We start from the raw sequence: 13,722 nt of genomic DNA, 5'->3' as shown, positions 1-13,722 counted from the left end.
CGTCAACTCCCTTGAGCAGGCAGGCCGTTCGTGGCCAGCTGGATGCGGAAAAGATCGAAGGTGCGGGCGGTGTCGTGTCGGGCGGACAGCTCGTCGACGAGCGGTCCGACGACGGTCTCGGGCAGCGGGTCACGGTGCGGGCCGAGCCGTTCGGCGAGCCGGTGCAGTGCGGCGGTGGCCCAGAGCGGGTCGGCGAGGAACGCGTCGGCGGCCGGGTCCCGCCCGGCCTCCCGCCACACACCGAGGCAGGCCGCCGCCGCGAGCAGGTACACATACCGCTCGGCCAGCAGGAAGCCGCGGCGGCCCGCGACGGGGGTGCGGTCCCGCGGGGGCAGCGCCGCGGCGCGGTCCGCGAGATCGGCCAGGTGGGCGCGGAACTCGCCTGCCAGAGCCGCGAGTTCGGTGAGCTCGGGCCGGTCGACGGCGCGCCGGGCGAGGTCGGCGGCGAACGCGGGCAGCAGGGCGGCCAGCCCGTCGGTGCCGCGCGTGGTCAGTTCGAGACGGCCGAGGTCGAGATCGGGCAGCGGGTCGTGCAGCCGGAACAGGGCGTCCTGTACGGCGGGTTCACGCCCCTGGAGCGCCGGGTGCCAGGCGCGGTCGGCCAGCCGCGGCAGCTGCGGCACGATGTTCGACAGGCACACCGCGCCGCTCGCATGGGCCAGCGCGACGACCGGCAGGTCACGGGCGGCTTTCTGGAATCCGGCGTAAGGACCCTCGCGTACGTAGCTGCGGGCGCCGAGCAGCACTCCGAGGCGGTAGGAGCTGTCCTGGAGCAGCTTGGGCACCAGGTACTTCACCGCCGCCGAGCGGACACCGGCCTCCTCGGGGGCGAGGTGCAGGGTGCGTGCGGCGACCACGCCGAGTGCGTCACAGACCAGCAGATCCGTGAAGGCGCCGGCCAGGGTGGCGCGGGCGAGCGGGAGCCGGCTGACGGTGCCGCCGTACAGCCGGCGCCGCCGGGCGAAGGAGAGCGCCGTACGCAGCTGGCTGTCGCCGACGCCGACCACCATCCCGGGCAGGACGCACCGGGTGATCTGGAAGACCTTCAGGACGGTCTCCATCGCCGCGCCCTCGTCGCCGAGCAGTGCGTCGGCCGGGACGGGGCAGTCGGTGAAGTCGGCGCCGCCGAGCAGACAGCCGCGCACGCCCGAGGTCGGGTACCGGGCGGACCGGTCGACCCGGTCGGCGGGCAGTGCGGTCAGGTCGACGAGGAGATGGGAGTGGCCGCGGCTGCCGGGGCGCTCGTCGGTGCGGGCGAACAGGACGGCGGCCTCGGCGCGGCCGATGTTGTTGACGAGCTGCTTGCCGCCGTCGACGACATAGCCGTCCGGTGTCCGGCGCGCGGTGAGCGAGACGCGGGCGAAGTCGCTGCCGTGGTCGAGCTCGGTGTACGCGGCGGCGATCCGGCCGCCGGAGCACAGCAGGTCGGCCGCGGCCCGGCGCTGCTCGGCACTGCCGTCCGCCCACACGGGCAGGGAGGCGATGAAGCTGGTGACACCGTGTCCGATGCCCAGCGCGCAGTCCCGCCGGAACAGGCTGCGCATCAGCAGCGCGAAGCGGTCGGCCCGCGCGAAGCGTCCGCCGAGGGCCACGGGCACGAACTCGGCCCCCAGCCCGAAGGCGGCCAGCGCCTCCTCGCCGGCCGCGAGGAGTTCGCCGCGTTCGTCGGCGTCGAGGACGGCCGCGAGTCCGAGCGGGTTGGCGGGGTCGTCGGGGTCGCCGAGGAGGGTCTCCAGGCGGGCGATGCGGTCCAGGACCGGGTCGGGGCCGGGGTCCGGGCGCAGAGCCCGGTCCTGCCGCAGGGCGAGCAGTTCCGTCATGCCGCTTCCTCCGTCGTGCGGTCGGGGTGGGCCGGCTCGCCCAGGGGGCAGGGGAAGAGGGAGAACAGCAGGTTCCCCTCGGCCTGGGCCCGCAGCACGGGCAGCAGGGCGTCGAGCGCGGCGCCGTCGGTGTCGTCCAGGTCCGGGGCGCCGGTCAGCCGGCGCAGGAGGCGGGCGAGGACGGCGTCGAGCCAGGCGGCGCCGTCCCACAGCGGGCCCTGGGCGCGCGGGGTGCCGGCGTTCTCCAGCCACAGGTGGACGGCGGCGGCGCCCGCGTACACGAGCGCGTACCGCTGGGCCGCGCGGAAGGCGGACTCCGGGACCGCGCGGGCGGTGTGCCGCGCCGCGCCCATGTCGGAGTGCAGCTGCTCGGCGTGGGCGACCAGCTCACGGGCCCGCCCGGCCACCGCGGCCGGGGCCCGCTCCGCGAGGCGGGTCACCGCCTGTGGCAGCGCCTGCACGACGCTGGATCCGGTACGCGCGTACAGGCTCAGCCGGGTGGGGTCGAGGGGCGGCGCGGGGGCGTCGAGGCGAGCGGCCGCCGCGACTGCGTCGTGGTCGGCGAAGCGGCCCCGCCAGCCCCGGCACAGCACCGGGAACTGGTTGATCAGGGAGTTCAGGTTGACGGCCGTACTGCCGTCGAAGATCCCGACGATCCGGTGGTCGCGCTCGAGCTTCTGGAACGCGCCGTCGGCGTAGTCCGCCGTCAGCATGGCGCGGGCGCCCAGCAGGGCGCGCAGGGCCCCGATCACCTCGTCGCCCACCGTCGGCACCAGGTACTTGGTCACCGCCGACACCGCGCTCTGCTCCCCGGTCAGGGTGTGCGCGGAGCGGGTGGCCACCGTGCTCGCCGCCTCCATGGCCAGCAGGTCGACGTAGGCCTCGGCCAGGGTCCGTGCGGCGTGCGGGAGTTCGGCGAGGGGGCGGCGGTACAGCTGGTGACCGCGGGCGAAGCCGACTGCGGTGCGCAGCGCGTGATCGGTCATGCCGAGGGACATCGCCGAGCAGAGGGTGCGGGTGACCTGGAAGCCCTTGAGGATGATCTCCAGCCCCTCCCCCTCGGCACCGACCAGCGCGTCGGCCGGGACCTCGGCGCCGTCCAGGACGAGGCCGCTGATGTCGGCGCCGCGCACGCCGTGCGTGGGCACGTGCGGCAGCGGACGCCAACCGCCGCTCAGCAGCGCCGACTTGTCCACCAGGAAGAGGCTGAAGCCGCGGGTGCCGCCGTCCGGTCGGGTGCGGGCCAGTACGCAGACCAGGTCGGCGCGGGTGGCGTTGTTGATGAGCCACTTGCTGCCGTCGAGCCGCCATCCGCGCTCGGTGCGCTCGGCGCGCAGCTCCCCGGCGAGCAGGTCGCTGCCGTGGGCGTGCTCGGTGAGCGCGAGGCTGACCACGGCGCCGGCGTTCACCCGCTCGGCGAGGGCCCGCGCCTGCTCGGGGCGGCCGGCCACCCACACGGACACGCAGCCCAGGTAGGTCTTGGCGTGCGCCAGCGCCGAGGTGAAGTCGCGCCGCGCCAGCGTACGGATCAGCTGGAGGAGTTGTTCGCTGGTGCGCAGGTCGCCGCCGTGCTCGGCCGGTACGAAGTGGCGGGGCACGCCGAGCGCGTCCAGCTCCCGGCACACGTCCGCGGGGAACTCCTCGGCGCGGTCCTCCGCGGCGGCCCGTGCGTAGGAGAACACCTGTCGTTCGTCGTGCGGGTCCCCGAGCCGCTCCTCCAGCTCCCGGCTCAGTGCGTGCGGGTCCCAGGGGCGCCGGGCGGCGCGCAGTTCGGGCGTCGTCTCCTCGTGCAGGATGTCGAGCTCGCCGCTCTCGAAGAGCTGCCGCATCCGGGTCCGCTGGATCTTCCCGCTGGTGGTGCGCAGGATCCGGCCCGGCTTGACCAGCACCACCGCGCCGACCTTCGCGCCGAGGCGCTGGGCGAGCCGGGCCCGGGCTCCGCGGGCGAGTGCGGCCAGCTCCGCCTCGGTCCGGCCGCGCCCGCGCACTTCCTGCACGGCGACGATCTCCTCGGCGCCGCCGGCGCGCGCCCTGGAGGCGAAGACGGCCGTGGGGTGGTCGCTGAACGCGGAGTCCAGGGAGCGCAGTTCGCGCTCGATGTCGTGCGGGTACAGGTTCCGGCCGTGCACGATGATCATTTCCTTGATGCGGCCGGTGACGTACAGCTCCCCCTGACGCAGCGTGCCGAGGTCGCCGGTGCGCAGAAACGGGCCGGTTCCGTCGGCGGTGCGCGCGCCGAAGGTCCGCTCGGTCTCCTCGGGCCGGTTCCAGTAGCCGAGGGCGACGCTCGCGCCGCGGATCCAGATCTCGCCGATCCTCCCCTCCGGCAGCTCGGTGCGGGTCCGCGGGTCCACGATCCGTACGTCGAGTCCGCGGACCACCCCGCTGCCCGCCAGCTGCTGGACGGGGGCGCCGTGTTCACCGGGTACCAGTTCGCCGCGGGCCAGCGCCGCGGCGTCGGCGGCGAGCACGGTCGGCGGTGCGTCGACGGGGGTGCCGGAGACGTACAGGGTGGATTCGGCGAGCCCGTAGCCGGGCAGGAGGGCGCGGGCCGCGAAGCCCGCCCCCGCGAACCGCCGCGCGAACCGGTCCAGGGTCGCGGCGTCGACCGGCTCGGCGCCGTTGCAGGCGTAGCGCCAGCGGGACAGGTCGAGGCCCGCGGTCTGCTCCTCGGTGAGCCGGCGCGCGCACAGGTCGTAGGCGAAGTCGGGGGCGCAGCTGATCTCGGCGCCGTACCGGTCGATCAGACGCAGCCAGGTCACCGGTCGCTTGAGGAACTCGGTGGCGGACATGAGGACCGCGGTGCCGCCCAGGAACAGCGGGGCGAGCATCATCGCGATCAGCCCCATGTCGTGGTACGGGGGCAGCCAGCTGCACCAGGTCATGCCGGAGTGCCAGCCGTGGCTGTCGCGCATCAGGCCGAGGTTGTGCACGAGCGCCCCGTGCGCGACCATCACGCCCTTCGGGTCGCTGGTGGAGCCCGAGGTGTACTGCAGGAAGCACAACGTGCCCGCGTCCACGGCCGGTTCGCGCCAGGCCGCCGCGTCACCGGACCGCTCGGCCTCCGCCACGTCGACCACATCGGGCCGGGGCCGCGTGCCGGGGTCGGCGTCCAGCCACCGGGTCACCGCGGGAAGGCCGGTGTGGTCGGTGAGCACCAGGCGGGCCCCGGTGTCGGCGGCGATCGCGGTGGTCCGGGTCTCCTGCCGCCCGAACCCGCCGGGCAGCGGCACCGGGACCGGCACCGCACCGGCGTACAGACAGGCGAGGAAGGCGCGCAGGAAGCCGGTGCCGGGGCCGCAGGACACCAGCACGCGGTCGCCGGCCGCCACGCGGCCGGTGAGCCAGTGGGCGGCGGCCCGGGCCCTGCGGTCCAGCTCCCCGTACGTCAGCTCCTCCTCGTCCGCTCCGGTGCAGAAGCGGACGGCGCTGTGGCCGGGCCGCTGCCCGGCCCTGCGGCGCAGCGCGCCGACGAAGCTCTCGAAGTCGGTCACCCCAACTACTCACCCTCTGCGGCTCGTTGGGCCGCGCTCGCACAGCAGTGGTCTGGCCTCCAGCGAACCGGCGTGCCCTATGCGGCACCTATACGCCGCTCCGACCGGTCTGGGTCCGTGTCCGGGTCTGGGTCCGTGTCCGGATCCGGACCCGGCAGGCGCTAACCGCAGCCGCCCGCGTGCCCGTCGTCGACGGAGCGTGCGGGCACGGGGACCGGCGGGTCCGGGACCGCGTCCACGGGCTCCCGGGCGGCGAGCGCGGCGACGAAGGCGGGGAGCCGGTCGACGCCCCAGTACTTGTCGTAGTGGTCCACGAAGAACGGCACCCCGAAGACGCCGTCCCGCTGGATCTCGAGCAGCACCCGCACACCCTCGGCACGCAGCTGCGGATCGTCCGCAGCGCCCGCCAACTCATCGCCGTCCAGGCAGAGTTCGGGCCCGAATCCGGCGATCACCTCCGGGTCGCAGATGTCCTGCCCGAGCTCCCAGCGGGCGCGGGCGGCCAGCGCGATGTACGCGGCGCCGCGCCCATGCCGCTCCGCCGCCAGATAGCCCAGGTGCGGCACCTCCCACACCGGGTCGCGGTCCACCGGCCAGCTGAAGACGAGCCCGCGCGCGGCGGCCAGGCGCCGGACGTCCTGGAGGATGTAGCGGTGCTTCTCCGGCGACATCGGCGTGTACGGGAAGGCACCGCCGGCCTCGGCCAGCAGGGTGCGGCTCAGCTCGTCCGGCTCGAAGAACGGCACCCACTCCAGGGTCGCCGCCGTCTGCGGATGGTGCTTCAGCAGGTCGTGATGGGCGAGCCAGGAGTAGGGGCTGCGCAGCGAGAAGTAGAACCGTGGGGGCCGCCGGGTGCGGCGGCCCCCACGGGCGGCGGCGCTCACAGGGAGATACCGCCGTCCACCTGGAACACCTGGCCCGTGATGTACGAGGCCTGCGGCGACACCAGGAACGAGACCAGCGAGGCCACGTCCTCGGGGCTGCCGAACCGCTTCAGCGGGATCCGGCTCTGCATCTCCTTGGCCTTCTTCGGCGGCAGCACGGAGGTCATGTCGGTCTCGATGAACCCGGGCGCCACCGCGTTCGCACGGATCCCGTGCCGGCCCGCCTCCTTGGCGAAGGAACGGGTGAAGCCGATGATGCCCGCCTTCGACGCCGAGTAGTTGGTCTGGCCCGCGTTGCCGGCCACGCCCGCCACCGAGGACAGCGTGACGACGGCGCCGCCGCCCCGCTTGACCATCGGGAAGGCCACGGACCGGCACAGGTGGTAGGTGCCGTCGAGGTTGGTGCGCACGACCGCGTCCCAGTCCTCGTCCGGCATCAGCACCAGCGGGCTGTCCCGGGTGATGCCCGCCGAGGTCACCGCGGCCGTCGCCGGCCCGAGCGTGTCCTCGGCGACCTGCACGAACTCCCTTACCTGCGCACCGTCGGACACGTCCACGCGCCGCGCGTACACCTGCCGGCCCAGCTCCCGCACCTCCTTCTCCACCAGGCCCGCGGCCTGCTCGTCGGAGCGGTAGCAGAACGCGATGTCGTACCCGTCCCGGGCCAGCCGCTCCACCACCGCCCTGCCGATCCCCCGCGATCCGCCGGTGACCAGCGCGACCCTGCCGCTCTCCGTCTCCGCTGACATGCCTGTCGTCTCCTCGATGTGTGTGGCTGCGTGTGGGCAGGGGTGGTTCACGCGGGGACGAGGGCCCGCCCGGGGGCCGGGGCCAGTTCCGCGACATCGCGCAGCGTCACCACGAACGCCCCGAAGCGCAGCACCTCCCGGCCGCCCGCGTAGGTCTCGCCGGCGAGAACCGCCGTCTCGTCGACGGCCTTCACCAGGCGGACCCGGTGCTCCAGGACGTCCCCGGGATAGGCCCGGCCGCCGACGGTCACCTCGTTGATGGAGCCCGCCAGTTCGACCTTTCCGACCAGCACGTCGGGGTTGGGTGTCTCCCACACCGACAGGAGCACCGCGGACTGCGCCCACGACTCGATGGCCAGGGAGACCGGGTAGGCGTAGTCGGCGGCGGCCGCGTCCGCGCCGAGCCGCGCGTAGCAGGGCTCGTTGCCGGAGACGGCCTTGACGGCGGTCAGGCGCTCGCCCGGCACCACCTCGGTGACCCGGTCGACCAGGAGGATCTCCCCCCGGTGCGGGATGGTGCTCTTGATCCGGTCGATGCCGTACCCGCTCACGAGGCTTCCTCGGCTTCCTGCGCGGCCGGCTCGTGGCCGTCGCGCACGCGGTAGCGCAGCCGGATGTCGGCGACCTTGCCGCGGTTGGTGGAGACGGCGGCCTTGAACAGCAGTCCGACCGCGTTCTCGGCCACCTCCAGGTCGGCGAGGACCCGGTCGCCGGGGAACACCGGCCGGTGGAAACGGCAGCGGTCCATGGCCACGAGGTCGACCTCGCCGCCCTCGGCGCCGTCACGGGCGGGCACGTTCTCCTGCGCCCACTGGTGGACCGTGCGGTCGGCCGCCTCGATGAGGAAGACGCCCGGCAGCACGGGGAAGCCCGGGTAGTGGCCCTCGATCACGGAGTCGTCGACCGGGACGTCGAACGCGGTGACAGCACCCTGACTGCCGGTGCGGATCAGCTCCAGGTCGCCCATCGGCGTCGCGGCACTCACCGCTGCTCCCGCAGCTTGCCGTCGAGCAGTTCGTACGTGCCCTGCAGCGAGGTGATCGCGGTCAGCTCCGTCTCCTGGAGCTTCACCCCGTACTCCTTCTCCAGGCGCACGGTGATCTCCAGCGCCATCAGCGAGTCGACGTCGAGGTCGTCGACGAAGTGGGCGGTGTCGGTGACCTCGGCGACGTCCAGGTCCAGGACTTCGGCGACCAGGTCGCGCAGCTGCTCCTTGTCGAGCGCCGGGGCGGTGGTGGTTTCGGGCATGACGTGGGGTCCTTCCAGGTGGTGGTTTCGGTAGGCGAAGCGGATGATCACGCGGCGCAACCGGTAGGCGGCGCACCGCAGTTGGCGCCGGGGCGGCGCGGCCGGATCGGGGCGCCGCACGGCGGTGGTCAGGAGGGTGCTCACCGGCCCCCCGCGTGCAGCACCACCGCACCGGTCTGGCCGTCCGGGTCCACGGAGGTGACCAGGACAGGACCGTCCGGGGCGGCGGCCAGCACCGCGGCCAGCTGCATCGAGGCGGAGGCCGCGCCCAGGTCGCCGATCAGACGGCGCAGCCGCAGCCGGGGCGGGTGGTGCTCGTCGAAGACCGCGGCGAGCGCGGCGTCCTCGCGGGCGCCGAGCGGGCCGCCCGCGTCGGACGGCACGAGCAGGGCGACGTCGGCGGGGCGCACATCGGCCTCCTTCAGCGCCTCGGTGACGGCCCGGGTGACGGCCTCGTCGGCCCGGTCGGGGTCCCCGAAGGCGAAGAACCGGGAGCCGGCCAGCGCGGCGAGCGGGGTGCGGCCGTGGGCGCGGGCCCGGCCGGCCGACTCCAGCAGGAACAGCGCGCAGCCCTCGCCGAGCGGGCCGACCGGCTGCCGGTGCGGGCTGCCGGTACGGGCCCGGTACTCCAGCCAGGCGCGCTCGGTGGAGAACTCCTCGACGGCGCCGCACAGCACGGCCTCGCAGTGCCGCCTGCGCAGCAGCCGCGCCGCGTAGTTGAGGGCGAGCAGCCCGGTGAGCGCACCGCCGGACACCGTGGTGTTGGGGCCGCGCAGGGTGTGCCAGATGGCGCTCTGCCCGGCGGCCCGGTTCATCACCGTGTTCGGGAACAGTGCCGGGTCCACATGGAAGGGCTTCTCACCGGTCAGCGAGTCCCGGGTGAAGTCCATGATGCTCTGGACGCTGCCGTGGCCGGTGCCGAGCACCATGCCGACGGCCTCCGGGGCGTCCTGGGCGAGCCCCGGCCCGGCCTGGTCGAGGAGCATCCCGGCGGTGTGCACGGCGAGCGCGGTGGCCCGGTCCATGGCACGGGTTCCCTTGCGGCCGAGCACCGCGCGGATGTCGAACCCGGCGATGCGTCCGGCTCGTTCGTAGGGTCCGAGGTCGCTGCCCGTGCCGGGCACGCTGTCCGGACCGGCTCCGTCGGCGGTGCGCACCGCGTCGCGCATCCCCCGCACGCCCTCGGCGAAGGCCTCGGCGCCGAGACCGTACGGCGACGCCGCGGACCAGCCGGAGACGACCAGGGTGTCCGGGTCCGCCCCGGTGGCAAGACTGGCACTCATCGATGTCAGCTCCTGAAAGTCGTAAGGGAGAGGGGGAGTTACGGGAGTTGCGGTGGGCCGGGACTCCGGAGTCGCGCGGATCAGCCCCAGGCGCCGGCGGCGGCGTTCAGCTCCGCACCGTCGACGCCGATGGTGTTGCCGGTCAGCCACGAGGACTCGGAGCGCGACAGCAGCGCGACGGCGTCCGCGACGTCCTCGGGCCGGGTCAGCCGCCGGTGCGGGTTGTTCTCGGCGGCGCGGGCGACGTAGGCGGCGTGCTCGGGGATGCGTTGCAGCGCCGGGGTGACGGTGGTTCCGGCGCGCAGCGCGTTCACGGCGATGCCGCTCGTGGCCAACTCGCAGGCGAGCTGGCGGACATGGGACTCCAGAGCGCTCTTGGCGGCGCTCACCGCTCCGTAGCTGGGCAGATGCTGGGAGGTGCCGGCGCTGGTGAGGGCGTACACCTTGGAGCCGGGGCGCAGCAGGTCGGCGGCGACCAGGTCCTGCGTCCAGTAGACGAGGCTGTGCGCCATGACGTCGAGGGTCATCTCCATCTGGCGCGTGGCGAGTTGTTTGTCCCAGCCCTCACGCGGCAGGAACGGCACAAGGGTGCCGAAGGCCAGCGAGTGCACGAGGATCCGGACGCCGCCGCCGTGCCCGGTCAGCTCGGCGAGCTCGGGGAGCAGGCGGGCGCGGGTCGCCCTGGCGGCGGCGTTGGCGTTGAAGAACCGGGCCTGGACACCCTTGGCGCGGATGTCGTCGACCAGCTGCGCGACCTCGTCCTCGCGCGCCGCGGTGTCGAAGTGCACCCCGGCCACATGGACGCCCTCTTCGGCGAGGCCGAGCGCGACCGCCCGTCCGATGCCGCTGGACGCGCCCAGGACCAGGCACCAGCTCCCCTCAAGCGATTTCAGCATGCTGCAACTCCTCTGCGTGACGGTTGACTTGGGGGGCGACGCTGACGAGCGCGACCTGCCCCGCCTCGGTGGCGCTGACGACGAGCCGCGTTCCGCCGCCCGCCTCGGTCACGGCGCGCGCGAGCGCGAGCGCCGGGCCCAGGCATCCGGCGCCGGACGGCGTCGGCGGCTCCGGGGCGTCCGGACGGGGCCGCCGGGGCAGCCCGGCGAGAGCCACCGCGACGGTCTCCGCCACCGCGGAGGAGTCCAGGTCCGGGAGGAGGACCCCCGGCTCGCCGCCCGACTCGGCCAGCGCGCCCAGCGCCCCGGCCAGTGCCCGCTGGGCGGCGGCCCGTCCGCCGGCGTCGGCCAGGGCCGCGGGTGGCAGGAACAGCGAGCGGGACCTGAGCACGGCCCGCACCCGCGCACCGCGCGCCTCGGCCGCCGCGAGCGGCTCCAGCGCGAGCGCCACGGCACCCTGTTCCCCGCCGCCGCCCCGGGTGGCGGGCAGCGGTTCCTCCGCCGCGGCGAGCAGCAGCGCGTCGCAGCGGCCCGCGGCGAGCGCGAGCGCACCCGTGGACAGTGCGTCCAGCGCGGCGGTCCGGGCGGTGGCGACGGTCAACGCGAAGCCCTTCAGGCCGAATTCGACGGCGAGCCGGTTGCCGAGCACATTGACGGCGAAGTACGGCGCGGACGCCGGGGAGATGGTCTGCGCGCCCTGCTCCACCACCGCCGCGTCCATCGCGTCGAACACCCCGGCGAGACCCGCGTTGGTGGCGAGCAGCAGGCCGCGCCGATCCTCGGGCACCGGGCCGGGCCGGCCGCCGTCCGCGGCCGCCGCGCGGGCCGCGGCCAGCGCGTACCGGGCGGCCGGCGGCAGGTACTTGTAGCCGCGCGGACCGAGCCGGCGCCGATGGTCGAACCAGGGCTCGTCGCCCGCCGGGCGCCCGCCGCCGGCCGCGGCCCGGGCGGGCTCGTCGCCCCACGGCGTCACGACGCCCACTCCGGTGACGGCGAGCGGGACCGCCGCCGCGTTGCCGCTGCTCATCCGAACTCCCCTCTCCTCACGCTCTCGTCCAGGCCGGCCAGCACCAGCGAGGCGTTGTTCCCGCCGAACCCGTACGCGTTGACCAGCACCCGCCGCCCGGCCAGCGGCACCGCCGCGCCCTGCGGCAGCAGGACCTCGCACGCCGGGTCCTGTTCCTTGAGCGGCACGTTCGGCGGGACGGCCCCGTGCCGCAGGATCAGCGCCGCCGCGACCGCTCCGAGCGCGGCCGAGGCCCCGCCCGCGTGGCCGAGGAGCGCCTTGAGGCTGTAGAGCGGCACCCGGGCCGCGTCCGCGCCGAGCACCCGGTGCAGGGCCCGGCTCTCCAGTACGTCGTTGAGCCGGGTGCCGGTGCCGTGCGGCACCACGCATCCCACTGCGCCGGGCTCGTCGCCGAGGGCCTCGCGCATCGCCCGTACGATCTGCTCGCCGTCCTCGCGCGGCGCGGTGGGATGGTCCGCGTCGCAGCTCCAGGCGGCACCTTGAAGGCGCAGCGTCCGGCCGCCGGCGTCGAGGGCGCCCCGGGCCCGGGCGTGCGCGGCCGACTCGACGACCAGGACGCCCGCGCCCTCGGCGAAGACCGTGCCGGCCCGGTCGCTCTCGAAGGGCCGGCAGCGCTCGGGGTCGACGGCCCCGAGCCGGTTGAAGCAGCCGAGCGCCACCCGCGAGTAGGCGTCGGCGCCGCCCGCGAGCACCACGTCCGCCTCCCCGGCGCGCACCAGGTCGGCGGCGATCCCGAGGGCGTACGCGCCGGCGGCGCAGGCGTTGGCGACGTCCATGGCGCTGCCGAACAGACCGAGTTCGGCGGCGAGTTGGGTGGCCAGCCGGAACGGTGGCCGCCAGCCGTCGCCGCCGCGCCCGCGCTCGTTGTCGCCGGGCTCGCCCATGCAGCTGCCGAGCACGACGGCGGTGCGCGCACCGGCGAGTGCGACCGCGTCGAGCCCCGCGTCGGCCAGTGCCTCGGCGGCGGCCAGCGACGCGAACCGCGCCGCCCGCCCCTCCGCCGATTCGGGGCCGGGGTCGGGGTCGGGGTCGGGGTCGGGCACCAGGCTGATCAGCGGCAGCTCCATGTGGGCGAGCGGATCCGCCGGGCGGTCCGGCGTCCGGACCCCGGCCGCCGTCATTGCCCGCCACAGCCCGTCCGTGCCGGCGCCGTGACAGGTGACGGCGCCGACCCCGGTGACCACGACCCCGGCCTCGCGGTTCATGCCGCTCGGCCCTCCAGGGCCGCGTTCATGCGGTCGTCGAAGGAGACCAGCGACCAGTCGCGGCGGTTCTCGATGACCGCGTAGCCATGGGTGATGCGGCCGGTCGCGGTCTGCACGAGCTGCCCGTCCCGCACGACGTAGGTGTCCATGCGGGAGTCGTAGGTGAAGCCCTTGAAGACGTTCTCGACGGTGAGGACGATGTACAGGTCCTCCTCCATGCGCGCCTCGTCGAGGACCGTGATCCGCGAGTGCGGCACCACCGGGATCCAGTTCTGCTCGTCGAGCAGCGTCTTGATGGAGACCCCGCGGTCGGCGACGAGCCGGTCCTTGGCCTCCTCCATCAGCCGCAGATAGCCGGACATCTGCTGGCGCTCGGTGAAGTGGCAGTACCAGTACGGAATACGGAACTTCCAGGCGTACGCGTTCCTGCCGGCGGTCAGCTCCTTGAGCAGGTCCTCGGCCGCGAGGTCCGCCTCGACCGGCTCGGGCGTCCAGCCGGGCTCCGTGCCGAGGCGGTCCACCGCGAACGGGGCGAGCGCGGCAGGCACCGGCTGCTCGCCGCCGCCGCGCGGGTCGAGCCGCAACTGGACCCGCACCGTCGAGGTGACCGCCTTGAGGAGCGTCTCGCGCTGTACGTGCAGGGTGACCGCGAGCAGCAGCTCGTCGTCCTTGGCCTTGCGGTGCGGCCCGACCTCGGCGATCGCGGTGTCGTCGATGTGGAAGGCGTGCAGGATGCGGGTGTCGATGTCGACGATGTCGGTGCACAGGCCGTAGACCTCGTAGACCGTGCCGGGCGCGACGCCGGCCTGGCGCAGATGGTTCAGTACGGCTTCCTCGACCAGGTAGTTGACGTGCTTGAACCCGATCCAGGTGCAGATGTTGGAACCCTCGTAGCGGGGCCTGATCTCCAGGGAGCTGGGCTCCTTCAGGGCGCGGACGGCGGCCGCGAGGTCAGCGGTAGAGGTGGTCGTCACGTCGACTCCGGTGCGTAGGAAGTGGGCAGGACAGCAGGCGGGCAGGCGTCGGCCTGCACCGGTCTGCTCGGGATTGCTCGAAGCTGCTCGGTACTGCTGCTCGGTACTGCTTTGGCGCTGCTGCTCGGTGCAGCCGCTCGGT

The 13,722-nt window shown here is 74.5% G+C and carries 12 protein-coding genes; all 12 read right to left on the bottom strand.

The features are described 5' to 3' along the window. Positions 1-2: 2 nt before the first annotated feature. The gene (locus AB0L71_RS19035; RefSeq protein WP_365243980.1) at positions 3-1,820 is read right to left on the bottom strand and encodes an acyl-CoA dehydrogenase; all 1,818 of its coding nucleotides are present in this window, start codon (positions 1,818-1,820) and stop codon (positions 3-5) included. Beyond that, positions 1,817-5,314, bottom strand: a complete 3,498-nt coding sequence (locus tag AB0L71_RS19030; protein ID WP_365243978.1) for an AMP-binding protein — start codon at positions 5,312-5,314, stop codon at positions 1,817-1,819. Before AB0L71_RS19030 ends, AB0L71_RS19035 begins: the two co-directional genes overlap by 4 nt. 161 nt (positions 5,315-5,475) lie before the next feature. Next, positions 5,476-6,198: a DsbA family protein gene (locus AB0L71_RS19025; RefSeq protein WP_365243977.1), complete on the bottom strand. Its 723-nt coding sequence runs from the start codon at positions 6,196-6,198 to the stop codon at positions 5,476-5,478. Next, positions 6,195-6,947 (bottom strand): 3-oxoacyl-[acyl-carrier-protein] reductase, encoded by a 753-nt coding sequence (fabG, locus tag AB0L71_RS19020; protein WP_365243975.1) that lies wholly within the window; start codon positions 6,945-6,947, stop codon positions 6,195-6,197. Before fabG ends, AB0L71_RS19025 begins: the two co-directional genes overlap by 4 nt. Before the next feature lie 47 nt (positions 6,948-6,994). Next, positions 6,995-7,498, bottom strand: a complete 504-nt coding sequence (locus AB0L71_RS19015) for a 3-hydroxyacyl-ACP dehydratase (protein ID WP_365243973.1) — start codon at positions 7,496-7,498, stop codon at positions 6,995-6,997. Beyond that, a complete protein-coding gene (locus AB0L71_RS19010; protein ID WP_365243971.1) occupies positions 7,495-7,932 on the bottom strand; it encodes a hypothetical protein in 438 nt (145 codons plus the stop codon). Before AB0L71_RS19010 ends, AB0L71_RS19015 begins: the two co-directional genes overlap by 4 nt. Next, complete coding sequence (locus AB0L71_RS19005) at positions 7,929-8,339, bottom strand: acyl carrier protein (protein WP_365243969.1); 411 nt, start codon at positions 8,337-8,339, stop codon at positions 7,929-7,931. The genes AB0L71_RS19010 and AB0L71_RS19005 overlap by 4 nt, the downstream gene beginning before the upstream one ends. Beyond that, positions 8,336-9,478 (bottom strand): beta-ketoacyl synthase N-terminal-like domain-containing protein, encoded by a 1,143-nt coding sequence (locus tag AB0L71_RS19000; RefSeq protein ID WP_365243968.1) that lies wholly within the window; start codon positions 9,476-9,478, stop codon positions 8,336-8,338. The genes AB0L71_RS19005 and AB0L71_RS19000 overlap by 4 nt, the downstream gene beginning before the upstream one ends. Before the next feature lie 80 nt (positions 9,479-9,558). Beyond that, positions 9,559-10,374 carry an SDR family oxidoreductase gene (locus AB0L71_RS18995; protein WP_365243966.1) on the bottom strand — a complete coding sequence of 272 codons (816 nt, stop codon included), beginning with the start codon at positions 10,372-10,374 and terminating at the stop codon, positions 9,559-9,561. Next, complete coding sequence (locus AB0L71_RS18990; RefSeq protein ID WP_365243964.1) at positions 10,358-11,401, bottom strand: beta-ketoacyl synthase N-terminal-like domain-containing protein; 1,044 nt, start codon at positions 11,399-11,401, stop codon at positions 10,358-10,360. The genes AB0L71_RS18995 and AB0L71_RS18990 overlap by 17 nt, the downstream gene beginning before the upstream one ends. Beyond that, the gene (locus AB0L71_RS18985) at positions 11,398-12,606 is read right to left on the bottom strand and encodes a beta-ketoacyl synthase N-terminal-like domain-containing protein (RefSeq protein ID WP_365243962.1); all 1,209 of its coding nucleotides are present in this window, start codon (positions 12,604-12,606) and stop codon (positions 11,398-11,400) included. The genes AB0L71_RS18990 and AB0L71_RS18985 overlap by 4 nt, the downstream gene beginning before the upstream one ends. Next, positions 12,603-13,580 (bottom strand): hypothetical protein, encoded by a 978-nt coding sequence (locus AB0L71_RS18980; protein ID WP_365243960.1) that lies wholly within the window; start codon positions 13,578-13,580, stop codon positions 12,603-12,605. Before AB0L71_RS18980 ends, AB0L71_RS18985 begins: the two co-directional genes overlap by 4 nt. Positions 13,581-13,722 lie beyond the last annotated feature (142 nt).

Source organism: Streptomyces sp. NPDC052052, from assembly GCF_040680455.1.
Lineage (GTDB): Bacteria > Actinomycetota > Actinomycetes > Streptomycetales > Streptomycetaceae > Streptomyces.
The sequence above is the reverse complement of the archived record's forward strand: the minus strand, read 5'-3'. Positions and strand labels throughout refer to the sequence as shown.

What these genes read in the sequence shown, in the direction of transcription:
- AB0L71_RS19035 (WP_365243980.1), bottom strand. Translation starts at nt 1,820, where the DNA reads ATGACGGAACTGCTCGCCCTGCGGCAGGACCGGGCTCTGCGCCCGGAC.
- fabG (WP_365243975.1), bottom strand. Translation starts at nt 6,947, where the DNA reads ATGTCAGCGGAGACGGAGAGCGGCAGGGTCGCGCTGGTCACCGGCGGA.
- AB0L71_RS19000 (WP_365243968.1), bottom strand. Translation starts at nt 9,478, where the DNA reads ATGAGTGCCAGTCTTGCCACCGGGGCGGACCCGGACACCCTGGTCGTC.
- AB0L71_RS18995 (WP_365243966.1), bottom strand. Translation starts at nt 10,374, where the DNA reads ATGCTGAAATCGCTTGAGGGGAGCTGGTGCCTGGTCCTGGGCGCGTCC.
- AB0L71_RS18990 (WP_365243964.1), bottom strand. Translation starts at nt 11,401, where the DNA reads ATGAGCAGCGGCAACGCGGCGGCGGTCCCGCTCGCCGTCACCGGAGTG.
- AB0L71_RS18985 (WP_365243962.1), bottom strand. Translation starts at nt 12,606, where the DNA reads ATGAACCGCGAGGCCGGGGTCGTGGTCACCGGGGTCGGCGCCGTCACC.